The 13,836-nt window shown below is 64.8% G+C and carries 14 protein-coding genes and 1 pseudogene; 2 read left to right on the forward strand and 13 right to left on the reverse strand.

All coding sequences use genetic code 11. The annotated features are described in order from the left end of the window. Window positions 1-3 precede the first annotated feature (3 nt). The 11 genes and pseudogenes from MJ8_RS04205 to MJ8_RS04255 form a co-directional block, all read right to left on the reverse strand. Window positions 4-417, reverse strand: a complete 414-nt coding sequence (locus MJ8_RS04205; RefSeq protein WP_201413225.1) for an aconitase X swivel domain-containing protein — start codon at window positions 415-417, stop codon at window positions 4-6. Continuing rightward, window positions 414-1,667 carry an aconitase X gene (locus tag MJ8_RS04210; RefSeq protein ID WP_201413226.1) on the reverse strand — a complete coding sequence of 418 codons (1,254 nt, stop codon included), beginning with the start codon at window positions 1,665-1,667 and terminating at the stop codon, window positions 414-416. The genes MJ8_RS04205 and MJ8_RS04210 overlap by 4 nt, the downstream gene beginning before the upstream one ends. Next, window positions 1,664-2,152 (reverse strand): GNAT family N-acetyltransferase, encoded by a 489-nt coding sequence (locus MJ8_RS04215; RefSeq protein WP_201413227.1) that lies wholly within the window; start codon window positions 2,150-2,152, stop codon window positions 1,664-1,666. Before MJ8_RS04215 ends, MJ8_RS04210 begins: the two co-directional genes overlap by 4 nt. A gap of 4 nt (window positions 2,153-2,156) precedes the next feature. Further along, window positions 2,157-2,912 (reverse strand): molybdopterin-synthase adenylyltransferase MoeB, encoded by a 756-nt coding sequence (locus MJ8_RS04220; RefSeq protein WP_201413228.1) that lies wholly within the window; start codon window positions 2,910-2,912, stop codon window positions 2,157-2,159. 103 nt (window positions 2,913-3,015) lie between these two features. Beyond that, window positions 3,016-4,182, reverse strand: coding sequence for a DNA replication/repair protein RecF (gene recF, locus MJ8_RS04225; RefSeq protein ID WP_201413229.1), 1,167 nt, complete (start codon window positions 4,180-4,182; stop codon window positions 3,016-3,018). Window positions 4,183-4,208: 26 nt separating this feature from the next. Next, window positions 4,209-5,327 carry a DNA polymerase III subunit beta gene (gene dnaN, locus MJ8_RS04230; protein WP_201413230.1) on the reverse strand — a complete coding sequence of 373 codons (1,119 nt, stop codon included), beginning with the start codon at window positions 5,325-5,327 and terminating at the stop codon, window positions 4,209-4,211. Window positions 5,328-5,528: 201 nt separating this feature from the next. After that, window positions 5,529-6,977 (reverse strand): annotated as a pseudogene (gene dnaA / locus MJ8_RS04235) (chromosomal replication initiator protein DnaA); the annotation flags it as partial. 938 nt (window positions 6,978-7,915) lie between these two features. Next, window positions 7,916-8,182, reverse strand: coding sequence for a 30S ribosomal protein S20 (rpsT, locus tag MJ8_RS04240; protein WP_201413232.1), 267 nt, complete (start codon window positions 8,180-8,182; stop codon window positions 7,916-7,918). A gap of 208 nt (window positions 8,183-8,390) precedes the next feature. After that, window positions 8,391-9,164 (reverse strand): enoyl-CoA hydratase, encoded by a 774-nt coding sequence (locus MJ8_RS04245; protein ID WP_201413233.1) that lies wholly within the window; start codon window positions 9,162-9,164, stop codon window positions 8,391-8,393. Window positions 9,165-9,210: 46 nt separating this feature from the next. Further along, window positions 9,211-10,101: a bifunctional DNA-formamidopyrimidine glycosylase/DNA-(apurinic or apyrimidinic site) lyase gene (gene mutM / locus MJ8_RS04250; RefSeq protein WP_201413234.1), complete on the reverse strand. Its 891-nt coding sequence runs from the start codon at window positions 10,099-10,101 to the stop codon at window positions 9,211-9,213. Next, entirely contained in the window at window positions 10,094-11,332 is a 1,239-nt protein-coding gene (locus MJ8_RS04255; RefSeq protein ID WP_201413235.1) for a phosphopentomutase, read from the reverse strand. The genes mutM and MJ8_RS04255 overlap by 8 nt, the downstream gene beginning before the upstream one ends. A gap of 174 nt (window positions 11,333-11,506) precedes the next feature. On the opposite strand from MJ8_RS04255, the gene MJ8_RS04260 reads away from it, so the two are divergent. After that, entirely contained in the window at window positions 11,507-12,403 is an 897-nt protein-coding gene (locus MJ8_RS04260) for a phosphate/phosphite/phosphonate ABC transporter substrate-binding protein (RefSeq protein WP_225248284.1), read from the forward strand. A gap of 105 nt (window positions 12,404-12,508) precedes the next feature. Here the strand turns inward: MJ8_RS04260 and MJ8_RS04265 are convergent, their stop codons facing one another. Together MJ8_RS04265 and MJ8_RS04270 are read right to left on the reverse strand one after the other, a co-directional pair. After that, window positions 12,509-13,120 carry a TadE/TadG family type IV pilus assembly protein gene (locus MJ8_RS04265; RefSeq protein ID WP_201413237.1) on the reverse strand — a complete coding sequence of 204 codons (612 nt, stop codon included), beginning with the start codon at window positions 13,118-13,120 and terminating at the stop codon, window positions 12,509-12,511. A 38-nt stretch (window positions 13,121-13,158) separates the two neighbouring features. Next, window positions 13,159-13,656 carry a TadE/TadG family type IV pilus assembly protein gene (locus MJ8_RS04270; protein WP_225248120.1) on the reverse strand — a complete coding sequence of 166 codons (498 nt, stop codon included), beginning with the start codon at window positions 13,654-13,656 and terminating at the stop codon, window positions 13,159-13,161. On the opposite strand from MJ8_RS04270, the gene MJ8_RS32120 reads away from it, so the two are divergent. Continuing rightward, window positions 13,634-13,834, forward strand: a complete 201-nt coding sequence (locus MJ8_RS32120; protein ID WP_225248121.1) for a hypothetical protein — start codon at window positions 13,634-13,636, stop codon at window positions 13,832-13,834. The two genes, MJ8_RS04270 and MJ8_RS32120, sit on opposite strands and share 23 nt — an antisense overlap. Window positions 13,835-13,836 lie beyond the last annotated feature (2 nt).

The raw sequence follows: 13,836 nt of genomic DNA on the forward strand, positions 1-13,836 counted from the left end.
AGCTTATTCGCCCGAGACGGTGAGAGCGCCGTCTTCGGCTATTCTCACCCTGCCGCCACAGGTTTCGAACGCGTCTCGGCCAAGCCGCACCGCCATCGGCGTTTCCCAACCCATCTCCCGGGCGACGATCAGGCCGAGCAGCAGGATGGCGTCGGGCTCGTGCAGCACCAGGGCGGCCGGCGCCCGGCCGTTGTGGACGAGCTCCATCAGCACCGCCGAAGCGGACGACGAGCCGATCGTGCCGGGCAGGAACAGCACGCGGCCGGCAATGACTTCGCCATGCTGCGGATGGCGGACATCGGCGATGCGGCCTGTCTTCGGGTCGACGCCGCCCCAGAAGCTGATCGGTGCCGTCAGCACCAGCGCCTCGCCTTCGCCCGCTTTGCCCGGCACAAGGATTTCGGCGGCAGCGCTCATGCGGCGATATCCGTGAAGACCGGCTTGCCGAGGACCGCGCTTTCGACGCAGTCCGCGAGCGAGGCATAGAGCACCGCGTAGCCGGTGTTGCCCGGCGCGTAATGCGCGAACTTGCCTGAGTTGGTCATCAGCACGCCATTGCCGAGCTCCGGCATGATCGGCGTCACCACCACGCATGTATCGGCGACGATGACGACCCCACTCGCCTCGAGCCTTCTTCGCCGGCCGTCCTGCTCCAGCAACGCAAGCGCGTGGCGGCCGGTGCAGGCGTAGATCGGCACCGCAAGCCGCCGTCCGGCGATCAGCCGCTCCAGGGTGTCGAACTCGGCGTTCGACAGATGCGGGCTGCCGATCGCCACCGCGTCGATGGTCTTGGCCGCCGCCGCGGTCGATAGGCCCGCGCGGGCCTTGGCCACCATCTCAGGCGTCACGCGGATCACCGCTTCCGGCTCCGCCCCGGCCAGGATGGTTTCGACGTCGGGCGCCTCGGGCGTTACGCCCGCAATGTGGAACAGGCCGACCGCGCCCGACGATGCAGCCGCCGCGCCGCAGGCTTTCAGCGCGTCTTCGCCGGGATGACCCGTCACGCCGGTGACGACGCCGATCGCGTTGCCCACCTCGCGGCCATAAAGGCTTCCCAAGACAGGCCAGGCGATCTCCGAGGCAAGGAAGGAAGGCGACAGGCCCGAGACATCGAAAACGAGCCGCGCTCGGCGGTTGTCGGGCTGGTGCAGGCCGTAATCCGGCGCGCGGCCGGTGATGGCGCAGGCAATGTCCAGGAAATCGCCATAGCGGTTGGTTCGCGCGCCCAGCACAGAATTGCAGAAGACGACGGCGTTGGACTCGCCCCAGGCGACGTCGCTGCCGAGTGCCGGCCTGTGTCCGGCCTGATACGGCGCGCAGGTCCAGCTCTGCTCGCAACCAAGCTTGCGATAGGCCTCCATCATCCGCCGGGCCATGCCGCGTTGCGGCTCTTCCAGACGAATGCGCGAGCAGCCCATCAGGTCGAGCGCCCCGACATTGAGCGTCGAGCGCACCGCGACCTTCGCTCCGCCTTCGACCAGTTTTTCTGCGAACAGCGTGCCGGAATCGCCGTGGTACAGGGCGCCGTCGATATGGGTGGACGCGATCGGGATCAGCCGCGGCGCGCCGAGCAGGCGGGCGCTTTCGGCGACGATGCGCATCGCCATGCCGGCGCCGTCCTGGCGGGCGGCAATCGCCTGTTCTTCCGGATTGAGCGAAAGGCTCAAGGCAGCACCTTGCGCATGGTGATGGAGGTCGGCCTGTCATAGCCCTCATGCGCCGTGCGCTCGGTTTCGCGAAAGCCGAGCCGGGCAAAGGCTGCGTGGTTTGCCGTCAGCTCGATGCGGGCCTGGAGCTCGATCGCCTCCTTGCCCCGTTTGCGGGCGAGATTCTCGACCGCCCGCATCAGCCGGGCCCCTATGCCTTGGCCCTGCAGCCGCGGCTCGACCGCGAGCTTGCCGACATAGAAATCCCGCACTCGCTCCAGCGCGAAGACGCAGCCGACGATACGGCTGTTCTCGATCGCCAGAAACCCCGTCTCGCGTTTTGCCTTCTCGGCAAGGGTATCGGCGGTCAAAAGATGCGCCGAGGAGGGCGGGTCGATGACCCCGTCCATATAGGCGAAGGCGCGCCGGATCAGCGCGAGCAGGTCGTCCCACCGGTCGAAATCCGTTGGAAGGCCGATTATGGAGATTCCGACGCTCTGGTCCATGCGCTCAGACGGCCTTGTAGCGGATGGTGTCGAAGCGGGCCGTGAGGCCATCGTAGAGCAGCAGGCGGCCGATCAGCGGCTCGCCTATGCCGGTGATCAGCTTGACGGCCTCCATCGCCTCCAGCGTGCCGATAACGCCCGTCAGCGCGCCGACTATACCGGCGACGGCGCAGGACGGCACCAGCCCTTCGGGCGGCGCCTCCGGGAACAGGTCGCGATAGCTCGGATTGCGTTTGCCGTCCGCGCCTGTCTCGAACGGCTTCAACACCGTCACCGACCCGTCGAAGCGGCCGACGGCGGCCGTGACGAGGGGCTTCTTCTCGCCGGCGCAGGCATCGGCGGCCGCGTAGCGCGTCTCGAAATTGTCGGAGCCGTCGACAACGACATCGTAGCGGGCGACGAGGGCAGGGGCGTTTTCCGCCGTCAGCCTCAGGCGATGCGATTCCACCGTGACATTGGGATTGATGCGCATGATCGCTTCTCGTGCGCTGTCGGTCTTGGCCATGCCGATCGTGTCGCTGCCATGGATCACCTGCCGCTGCAGGTTGGACAGGGAAACCGTATCGTCATCGACGATGCCGAGCGTACCGACGCCGGCGGCGGCAAGATATTCCAGCACCGGCGCGCCGAGCCCGCCGGCGCCGATCACCAGCACCCGCGCCCGTTTCAGCTTCTGCTGGCCCGGCCCGCCGATCTCCGGCAGCACGATGTGGCGGGCATAGCGTTCGAGCTCTTCGTCGGTCAGGGCGGTGTCGGTCATAGTCGAACCATATCGCCGGCGTAGACCCTTGTCAGTAAGCGCAAGGCGAAGCCTTGTGGTCCACACGCGCGGCAAACCCTGGTGGCGCAGCGCGAAAATGGCTTCAAGGGCTCGCCGTCAGTCCGATGCTGCCGTGATCGACCGTCAGGAACTGCGCCCGGCCGGCAAGACTCGAAAACAGGGCCGCATCGGTGCCGGTCATGAAGGCCTGGCAATTCAGCTCTTCCAGGATCGAGAACAACGCCGCGCGCCGGCCCGCGTCGAGATGCGCGGCGATCTCGTCCAGGAGAAGGATCGGCGTCAGTCCCGACATCTCACCGGTCAGCCTGGCATGCGACAAAACGATGCCGACCAGCAGCGCCTTCTGCTCGCCGGTCGAGCACAGTTCCGCCGGCATCGACTTCGGCCGGTGCCGTACCAGGAGATCGGAGCGATGCGGACCGTCCAGCGTACGGCCGGCGGCGCGGTCGCGCTCGCGGCCATTGGCAAGCGCGCGGCGGAAGCGCTCCTCGACATCGACGGCCGGCGCGACGGCGACCTCGCTCTCCAGGTCGCCGGCAAGACTGATGTCGGCCTGCGGAAACGGCCCGCTGCCGGGCAATCTGTCGATCATGGCTGCAAGCAGCCGCACCAGCTCTGCCCGCGCGGCGGCGATCGCCACCCCGGTCTCGGCCATCTGCGTCTCGATCGCGTCGAACCAGGCGCCATCGCGGGAACCTTCGGTAAGCAGGCGGTTACGGCCGCGCATGGCCTTCTCATAGTCGAGCGCGCGCTGGCCATGGCCGGGATCGATCGCCAGCACCAGCCGGTCGAGAAAGCGGCGGCGGTCCGCCGCCGGCCCAGGAAACAGGCCATCCATCGCCGGCGTCAGCCAGACGACCCGCAGCCACTCCAGCATGTCCTCGGCCGATCGCGCCGGCGCGCCGTTGATCCGCACCTTCCTGCCGCTTTCGCCGGCTGCGTCGCCGCCGGAGATGCCAGTGCCGATCTCGACCTGGCCTTCCGGTCCGTCGATGCGCGCATGCAGAGCGAAGCCGCCGTCGCCGCCTTCGCGCGCCACATCTGCATAGGGCGCGCGGCGCAGGCCCCGGCCGGGTGTCAGAAACGAGATCGCTTCCAAGAGATTGGTCTTGCCCGCGCCATTGTCGCCCGACAGCACCACAGCGCCGGGCGCTAGGTCGAGCGAAAGCGCTGCGTAGTTGCGGAAATTCGTAAGTGTTAGCTTACTTATATAGCTTTGCTGCCGAAGCTGTCTGGCGTCCGTGGTCAAGGTAACACATCAGGTCCGCCCCGGACCTAGACCCGCATCGGCATCAGCACGTAGAGCGCGGTCTCGTCGGCCATGTCGTGGATCAGCGTCGGCGAACCGGCGTCGGCCAGCATGAACTTGGCCTCGGAACCCGTGAGCTGGGCGGCGACATCGAGCAGGTATTTGGCGTTGAAGCCGATCTCGATCGGGTCCGCCGAATAGTCGGCCGCCAGTTCCTCGGTGGCGCTGCCAGAGTCGGGGTTGTTGACGGCTAAGGTGAGCTGGCCGTCATTGATCGACAGCTTCACGGCCCGGCCGCGTTCGGAGGAAATGGTTGAAACGCGGTCGACCGCAGCCGCGAAGCTCTGGCGGTCGATGATCAGCTTCTTGTCATTGCCGGTCGGGATGACGCGCTGATAGTCGGGGAAGGTGCCGTCGATCAGCTTCGAGGTCAAAACGACGCTGCCGATGGTGAAGCGGATCTTGGTATCCGACAGCTCGGTGGTCACCGCCACATCGGGATCGTCGACCAGCTTCTGCAGCTCGCTCACCGTCTTGCGCGGAATGATGATGCCGGGCATGCCTTCCGAGCCCGCCGGCGCGTCGATCTCGGCGCGCGCCAGGCGGTGTCCGTCGGTCGCCACCGAGCGCAGCTTCAACTTGCCGCCCACCTCATGCGTGTGCAGGAAGATGCCGTTGAGGTAGTAGCGCGTCTCCTCGGTGGAGATGGCGAACTGGGTTTTGTCGATCAGCCCCTTGAGCGCCGCCGATTCCAACCGGAAGATATGCGAGAACGAACCGGCCGAGAGCTCCGGGAAGTCGGATTGCGGCAGGCACTGCAGACGGAAGCTCGAACGTCCCGAGGTGACGGTCATCGCGTTGCCGTCCTCGTCCGTCTTCAGCATCACCTCGGCGCCGTCGGAAAGCTTGCGCACGATGTCGTAGAGCAGATGCGCCGGCACCGTCGTCGCGCCGCCGCGCTCGACCTTGGCGGGCGTCGCCTCCGTCACTTCGAGGTCGAGGTCGGTGGCCTTCATCTCGAGGCTGGCGCCCTCGGCGCTGAGCAGCACGTTGGACAGGATCGGTATGGTGTTGCGCCGCTCGACCACGCGATGGACGTGGTTGAGGGACTTCAGGAGATTTGACCGTTCCAGGATAACACGCATGACGAAACAGGCTCGCTTCAATGAATGAACGGGTCACCGGCAGACGGCATCCCGCGAAAGCCCTGAAAGGCTTCCAGAATCTCCGTAAGCTGACAGTAAAAAGCCTGCGAACGCAAGCCCGCGGCACCGGTTACGGCCGGCAGCGCGGGCTTTCTGGGGATAAAGCCGGCGAAGCACGTCGTCGACTGTTTCCGCGATCCCTCAGGCCTGGTCGTTGATCAGCCTTCTGAGCAGTTCGAGCTCCTGCGCCAGCGTATTGTCCCCGCCCGAAAGGTCCTCGATCTTGCGCACGGCATGCAGCACGGTCGTGTGGTCGCGGCCGCCGAAGCGCCGCCCGATCTCCGGTAACGAGCGCGGCGTCATCACTTTCGACAGATACATCGCCACCTGCCGCGGCTTGACGATCGTGCGCGTGCGCCGGTTGGACAGAAGCTCCGTCTTCGACACGTTGTAGTGGCGCGCCACGATGCGCTGGATGTCCTCGATGCGCACGCGCTTCGGCTCGCCGGAGCGGTAGATGTGACCGAGGATCTCGTCGATGCGGTCGATGGTGATCTGCGGCTCGAAGGATTGGCGGAACAGAAGCTGGTTGAAGGCGCCTTCGAGCTCGCGCCCGCTGCCGGTCACCGTGCGCGCGACATGCTCCAGGATTTCGTCGGAGATGTCGAGCGAGGTGTCATCGGTCTTGGCGGTGGCGCGGCGCAGCTTCAGCATGCCGAGCCGCATGGCGAAATCCGGCGCCGACATTTCCAGCGCCACGCCGCCGTTCAGCCGCGAACGCACGCGCGGCTCCAGCGATTCCAGTTCCGACGGCGGCCGGTCGGCCGCGACCACGACCTGTTTGGCGCTGTCGAGCAGCATGTTGATGAGGTGGCAGAATTCATGCTGAATCGACTTGCCCTGCAGGAACTGCATGTCGTCGATGATCAAGAGATCGATGTCGCGCAGCTGCTCTTTCAGCGTCAGCGCGTTGTTGTCGCGGATCGCGGTGGCAAAGCGCCACATGAAATATTCCGCCGTCAGGTAGACGACGCGAGACTTCGGGTTGTGCCGCAGCGATTCCGCTGCGATCGCCTGCAGCAGGTGCGTCTTGCCGAGCCCGACGGTCGCGTGCAGGAAAAGCGGGTTGAAGCGCACCGCGCTCGACTGCGATTCCGCCACGGCTCTCGCCGCCGCGAAGGCCACTCTGTTCGACGGCCCCTCGATGAAGGAGCTGAACGTGTAGCGCGGATCGAGCGGCGACCCCAGAACATTGTGGCGGAACTCCGGTTCCGCGGGCGCGCCCGGGCGCGGCGCCGGCGCCCGTTGTTCCACGCGCCCGGCGCTCGCGGTGCCGTTGGCAAGCGCGGTGTGGGTCTGCTTGGTCATCTTGCGCGGCGGCGCCACTTCCGGCTCGACATGGTTGCGCCCCTGGCGCGTGGCGGTGCGCACGATGATCTCGATCTTGAGGACGTCCGGATCCTCATGCCGCCAAAGCTCGGCGATGAGCTCGAGGTAATGGCCGTTGATCCAGGACCGCAGGAAGGCTGTCGGCACGGAGATGCGGACAATGCCGCGGGAGGCCTCGGCGACCTTCATGCGACCGAACCAGCTCGAATAGACCTCGGCTCCGAGACGCGCTTTCAGCTGAGCCTTGACCCGTTCGAACTTCTGTTCCGCGTCGCTGGATGCCACCATGTCGCCCCCTCCGACAAAAGTTGATGGAAACGGGAGTTCGCCCGCTATCTCCCTCTCGATGCCGCTTTGCATGATCAAGTCCCTTGTCTTCTCGTACCCTTTTTTCCGCCGGGAATGCGCCTCCTGCATCCTTGGTCCGGCGACCTCATTTGCTGCGCTGCCGTTGCCGCCGCCGGCAACGATCGTCGCAACTCGCGCAAGGGACCAGCTGCCGGCTCCGCACGCCGGCTTCCAACAAAGACAAGGCAATGCACTGCCGTCCGGCGGAAAGGCCGGTGAGACATCGACTGCCATGTACAATTACGCCAGTCCCCTACCCGCATCGAAGAGACAAACCAAGCCACACGCGGAATTGCTCCACGTCATGAATTCCGCCATTTTGTGCTGGCCGATTCAGGCTGGGTCAAGGGCTAGAGCCCGTCCCTTCGATGGATGGACATTACCGAAATCGCTGTGGATAGGGCAAGGCCACATCTAACGGTTTTTTAACGAATCTGGTTACCGGAGAGGGCTTCAAATCGGGTGCCGCGACGGCACGTTTTGACAAAGCCTTTGTGATTCAAACCCTTTTCCGGCGAATATGAAAAAGGCCGCCTGAAACGAAATATTCTGAAATAATTCTCTTGACAGCTACTTCTCCCCTATCGCTCGGTCATGAGTTGAACAAGCTGTGGATGACCCGCCGTAAGCCATTGAAAAATCTAGGGATTTCTTGATAGGCAAATTTGGGCAGTTGCCGCGGCGAGGGCGTGCCGATATCAGCGGCACTGAATATGCCGGCAAAACATTACCGGCATTGGAATCGCTCACAAGTGCAGCTTGCGAGCAAACTTTTTAAGTACTTGCCGGCAAACGAAAAAACCCGGCCTGTACGGCCGGGTTCAGTATCGACTGAGTGGAAGAGGAGTCGGTCAGGCCGACAGCGTCTTGACCCGCTGGGCCAGCCGCGAGACCTTGCGCGAAGCCGTGTTCTTGTGGACAACGCCCTTGGTGGCGGCGCGCATCAATTCCGGCTCCGCAGCCTTGAAGGCTTCCACCGCCGCAGCCTTGTCGCCGGCGGCCAGCGCCTCTTCGACCTTGCGGACATAGGTGCGGACGCGCGAGCGACGGTTCTTGTTGATCGCTGCGCGGCGGGCGATCTTGCGCGTTGCCTTTTTGGCCGAGGACGTATTGGCCATGATGCCTCTCTTCTGATCTGGTGAGCGCCAGCGGGGTGCCGCAGGGCGCAAAAAACAAACGGGCAGCCACAGGGCCGCCTCGGTTGGTGCGGCTTATAGTTCAGCTTTTCCGGCGCGTCAACGCCACTGGGAAGTCTTTTTGGGTGGTCTTTTGGAGACTGAAAGCGCGGCGCGTCGTCACCCGCTTTCAATCATCGGGCGCCACGGCCTAGCGGTTGGTGAAATTCGGCTTCCGCTTCTCGACGAAGGCGGCCATGCCTTCTTTCTGATCGTCGAGCGCAAACAGTGAATGGAACAGGCGGCGTTCGAAGCGCAGCCCTTCGGCGAGCGTCGTCTCATAAGCGCGGTTGACCGCCTCCTTGGTCATCATCACCGACGGCAGCGAGAACTCCGCGATCTTCGCTGCCGCTTTCAGTGCTTCCTCGGTGAGTTCGGCGACCGGCACCACCCGCGACACCAGCCCGCTCCGCTCGGCTTCGGCCGCGTCCATCATCCGCCCGGTCAGGCACATGTCCATCGCCTTCGACTTGCCGACGAAGCGGGTCAGCCGCTGCGATCCGCCCATGCCCGGCATGACGCCGAGCGTGATTTCGGGCTGGCCGAACTTGGCATTGTCGCCGGCGATGATGAAGTCGCACATCATGGCCAGCTCGCAGCCGCCGCCGAGTGCATAGCCCGCGACTGCCGCGATGATGGGCTTGCGGATGCGTGTGAATTCCTCCCAGCCGACGAAGAAATCCTGGCTGTAGGCGTCGGCGAAGGACAGCGCCTGCATTTCCTTGATGTCGGCACCGGCGGCAAACGCCTTTTCCGAGCCCGTAAGCACCATCGCGCCGATCGCGGGATCGGCGTTGAACGCGCTCGTCGCCGCCAAGACCTCCGCGAGGACCTGCGAATTCAGCGCATTGAGCGCCTTGGGCCGGTTCAGCGTGATCAGCCCGACCTTGCCGCGTGTTTCCGCCAGAATGGTTTCATAGGTCATGGGCTCTTCCTTCCGCGGCAGTGGGGTGATCGATACCGTTCCTAGCTTACCGCTGACAGGTCCGGCAATAGAAGGTCGAGCGGCCGCTCTGCACGATGCGCTCGATGTGGCCGTGGCAGCCCGGCTTCGGGCACGGCTCGCCCTCCCGGTCGTACACTGCGAAGGAATGCTGGAAATAGCCGAGCGATCCGTCGGCCTGGACATAGTCGCGCAGCGAGGAGCCGCCCGCGGCGATCGCATCGGCGATGACCGAGCGGATCGCCCCGGCAAGACGTTCGCTTTGCTCTTTCGCCTTCTTGGCCGATCCGGCGATGGTGCCGGCTTCGCGCAGCGGCGAGAGGCCGGCGCGCCACAAGGCTTCCGCCACATATATATTGCCTAGTCCGGCGATCAGCCTCTGATCGAGCAGCGCCGCCTTGAGCGGCGATCTGCGATCCTTCAGCAGCGAGGCGAGCAGGGGGCCGTCGAGCGCGTTGCCGGTTGGCTCGATGCCGAGCCCCGCCAGCATCGGATGTGTGTCCGGCGGCCCTTCGGCAAACAGCATGAAGCCGAAGCGGCGCGGGTCGTTGAAGACGACGCGCGATCGCTCGCCCGTTGTCGAGGCGACATCGAACACGACATGGTCATGCGCCGCGCTTTTCGAGCGCTCGTGGTGGAAGCTGCCGGCGACGTCGCCACTCCCGGCGGCCTCGACCCGGAACGATCCCGACATGCCGAGATGACAGATGAGAACCGGGCCGTTTTCGATATGCATCGTCAGGTATTTGGCGCGCCGGCCAAGCGCCGTCACGGTCTTGCCGGTAAGCCGCTCCGAAAAGCGCTCGGGAAAGGGAAAGCGAAGATCCGGCCTGCGCGCCTCGACGTTGACGAACCGCGCCCCTTCCAGGACCGGCTGCAGCCCGCGGCGTACGGTCTCGACTTCAGGCAGCTCAGGCATGGCCGCCTATCGTTGCGAGAAAGGACGTCCCATGGCGGCCGATTGCCAGGCCGAGATGATCCGCGACGGTTTCGCCGATATCGGCGAAAGTCGGCCTCAGCCCGATGTCGCCGCCCTTCAGCCCCGGCCCAATGCCGATCACCGGAACGCGCTCGCGCGTATGGTCGGTGCCGCGCCAGGTCGGATCGTTGCCATGGTCGGCGGTGAGGATGAGCAGATCTCCTGGCCTGACGCGCGACAGCGCCTCGGCCAGCCGGCGGTCGAAGGCTTCGAGCGCCGCGGCATAGCCGGCGACATCGCGCCGGTGGCCGAACTCGGTATCGAAATCGACGAAATTGGCAAAGACCAGATCGCCGTCGCGGGCGTCGTCCATGGCGCCGAGCGCCTTGTCGAACATCGCCATGTTGCCGCCGGCCTTGCGCACTTCCGAAATGCCGCGATGAGCGAAGATGTCGCCGATCTTGCCGACGGCGATGACCTTGCTGCCGCGGCCGGTCAGCCGGTCGAGCAGGGTCTCTTCCGGCGGCGGCACCGCATAGTCGCGGCGATTGTGGGTGCGCTGGAACGTGGCTTTTGTCTCGCCCACGAATGGCCGCGCGATCACGCGCCCGATCTTTAGCGGATCGGCCAGCCGCCGCACCGTGAGGCAAAGCTCATAAAGCCGCTCCAGCCCGAAATGCGTTTCATGCGCGGCGATCTGCAACACGGAATCGACCGATGTGTAGCAGATCGGCCTGCCGGTGCGGATATGCTCCTCGCCGAGCCGCTCTATGATCTCGGTTCCAGGCGCGTGGCAGTTGCCGAGGATGCCCGGCAGCTTGCCCTCGCGGATGATCGCGTCGGTGAGCTCCGCCGGGAAGGCCGGCACCGTGTCGGGAAAATAGCCCCAGTCGAAGCGCACAGGCAGGCCGGCGATCTCCCAGTGGCCGGAGGGAGTATCCTTGCCGCTCGACACTTCCTGGGCGGCACCATGGAAGGCCGAGGCAAGCAACGGTGTATCGATGTCGAGCTTGAGCCCGGTCGCCGTCCGTGCCGCCCGGCCAAGACCGAGCGCCATCATGTTGGGTACCGCAAGCGGCCCGTTTCGCAAACCTTCCCGGTCGGCGCGACCATCGGCGCAGGCCTGAAAAATATGTCCGAACGTGTCGGCGCCGGCATCGCCATAGCGTTCGGCGTCGGCCGCGCCGCCGATGCCGAAAGAATCGAGAACGAACAGGAACGCGCGCGCCACGGGTATCTTTGTTGTCAGTGCTCGCTGCCAGACATAGGGTTCCCCGGCGGCGTTGGCAAATCGGAAACCAAACCGCAACCGCTTGGCGCCATAGTTGCGGCGAGGCGTGGATGCAGCGGGGACGAAGCAGGTATGGCAAGGCGCGGCAAAATCGCGGCAAGGCAGGCCGTGAAAATGTGCGCGGTCGTCCTCGCGACGTTCGGCGCTGCTTCCTGGCCGGCACGCGCCGACTGGCGTGACGACATCGGAACGTTCCGCATCGGCATCGTCGCCGAACCGGGCGGCGGCAACACCGTTCCGGGGCTCGCGCGCCTGACCGAGGCCTACGCCAATGCACTCGGCATGAAGGTCGAGTTCGTCGTTGCGCGCGATTACGCGGCGCTGATCGAGGCGCAGGCGAGCGGACGCGTGCAATACGCAGTCTATTCCGCTCTCGCGTATGCCGCGGCTTCGGAGCGCTGCGGCTGTGTCGAGCCTCTGGTGGCGCCGGTCGATGCCGACGGCGCCGTTGGCATCCGTTCCGTCCTGGTGACGCGTGACGGCAAAGTGCCGGACCTCGCCGCACTGGCCTCGCATCGAATCGCGATCGCGCCCGATGACAATGTCGGCGGTTCTCTGCTGCCGCTGGCGGCGCTGTCGGCCGAAGGCGCCAAGATCGCGCGGGATTCGCCCTTTCTTGTGCACGCCGCTTCAGCCACCGCGGCCGAGACGATGCTGGCTGGCGGCGAAGCGGACGCCCTGTTCGGGTGGGAGCCGGCCGGTGCCGACGGCCAGCCCAGCCATTCCGACGGCAGCGTCGCGCGGCTGGAGGCTGCCGGCATCCCTGAGGGGTCGCTTCGAGTGTTGTGGACCTCGGGCCTCTTGCGCTACGGCCCGCACGCCGTCCGCAGCGATCTCGACCCCGAGGCAAAGCGCCGGCTGACGGTCTTCCTGACCAATCTCAGGTCACAGACGCCCGATGTGTACGACCTGTTGGAGCGGGCGCATTCCGGCGGCTTCGGGCCGGCCGCGCGGAAAGACTATGCGATGGCGGTGGCGATCGTGCAGCGGGAAACGGACGGGCAGGACTAGAGCAATTCCAGGAACAGTGTGACCGGTTTTCCGCACAGAATTGCGTAAAAACAAGGAGATAGGGCACTTCACCGTGTCCGTGAAACGGTGAAGTGCCCTAGCGTTTCAGCAGTCGCCGCAGGGTATCGTCGGGGACCGGCGCGGCCGTAGATAGTAGGTTTCGCTCATCGATATGTTGCTGAAAGCCGAGGTCAGCCCGAGCCCCTGCGAATTGCTGGCGGACCATGTGATGATCGGTTTGTAGCCGAGGTCGCTCTCGACGCGGACCAGGAAGGTGTTGCGGATCTTCAGCGTCGCCGGCACCGTGGTGATCGAGTTCACGGCCGCGTCGGCGCTGTAGGTGGTGCCCACCAGCTTACGCGACCATGCAACCTGAACCTTCGGCGACGCTTCGTCCGTGATCTGTATTCCTGTGATGATGATCGTCGGCAATGAACGGTTGTAAGGCTGCAGCGTCGATGTGCCGATCTTCATCATTGCATCGAGGTTGGCCTTCACGACGGTCTGCTGCTGCGTGACGAGATCCGCCACCATGCTGCCGATGCGGCTGACCTTCTTGCTGGTCTCGATAGCCTGCGAGGCCTCCATCGTGATGAAATACATGATCAGCAGCACCGGCACGATGAACGCGAACTCGATCGCCGCGACGCCGCGGCGATCGTGGCAAAACCGCGCCACCTTCGCCGAAATCCACCGCAGTGCCCCCGCACTATGCATATCGTCCTCCACGCCGCGGCTTCAGCCGTCGAGCAACCTCAATTGTCGTCGAATGGCTCGTTCTGCCAGGTCACCGATGCGAAATGCAGCGTGTTGCCGCCCTTCAGATTGGCCATCGACTTGGCCAGGAAATCGGTCATCACCGGCCATTTGTAGAACACCCGCAACATGTTGATGGACTCCGCCAGCCCCGGCGAGACCGTGAAGGTCATCGAGTTGGTGCCTTGCACCAGCACGATGTCGCCGTCGACGATCTTGAAGCCCGCCGTGGCGGCGTCGGCGAAACTCGGATATTCGCGCAAATCAACCAGCAACCCCGGGCAACCCTGGGCCACCATGATCTCAAGCCTGCTGCAGATCAGCTGCTTGATGGAGGCTTCGGTGACGTTCGTCTTTTGCAATTGCCCGGTCCGCAGTTGGCGGGCCACGTCGTCGGTGACGTTGGCCATCACCTCCTGGCCGGCGAACGAAATGCAGCTTTCGAGAATGGCGAACACGAGAAGCGCGAACGGTATGGCCAGCATCGCGAATTCCATCGCCGTGCTGCCGCGCCTGTCGCTGAAAAAGCCAGGGCGCGATCTGGCGCGCGCCTTGCTGTCCAAGCCGTTGCCGGTTGTGGCATCCTTGCTCATACCGCGTCCTGCCGATCCCCTTTATGGTACCGGCGGCAAGGTTAGCGAAAACCCATTGAGTTCCGGTTTGGATGATCGCTAAAT

Source organism: Mesorhizobium sp. J8 (assembly GCF_016591715.1).
Taxonomy (GTDB): Bacteria; Pseudomonadota; Alphaproteobacteria; order Rhizobiales; family Rhizobiaceae; genus Mesorhizobium.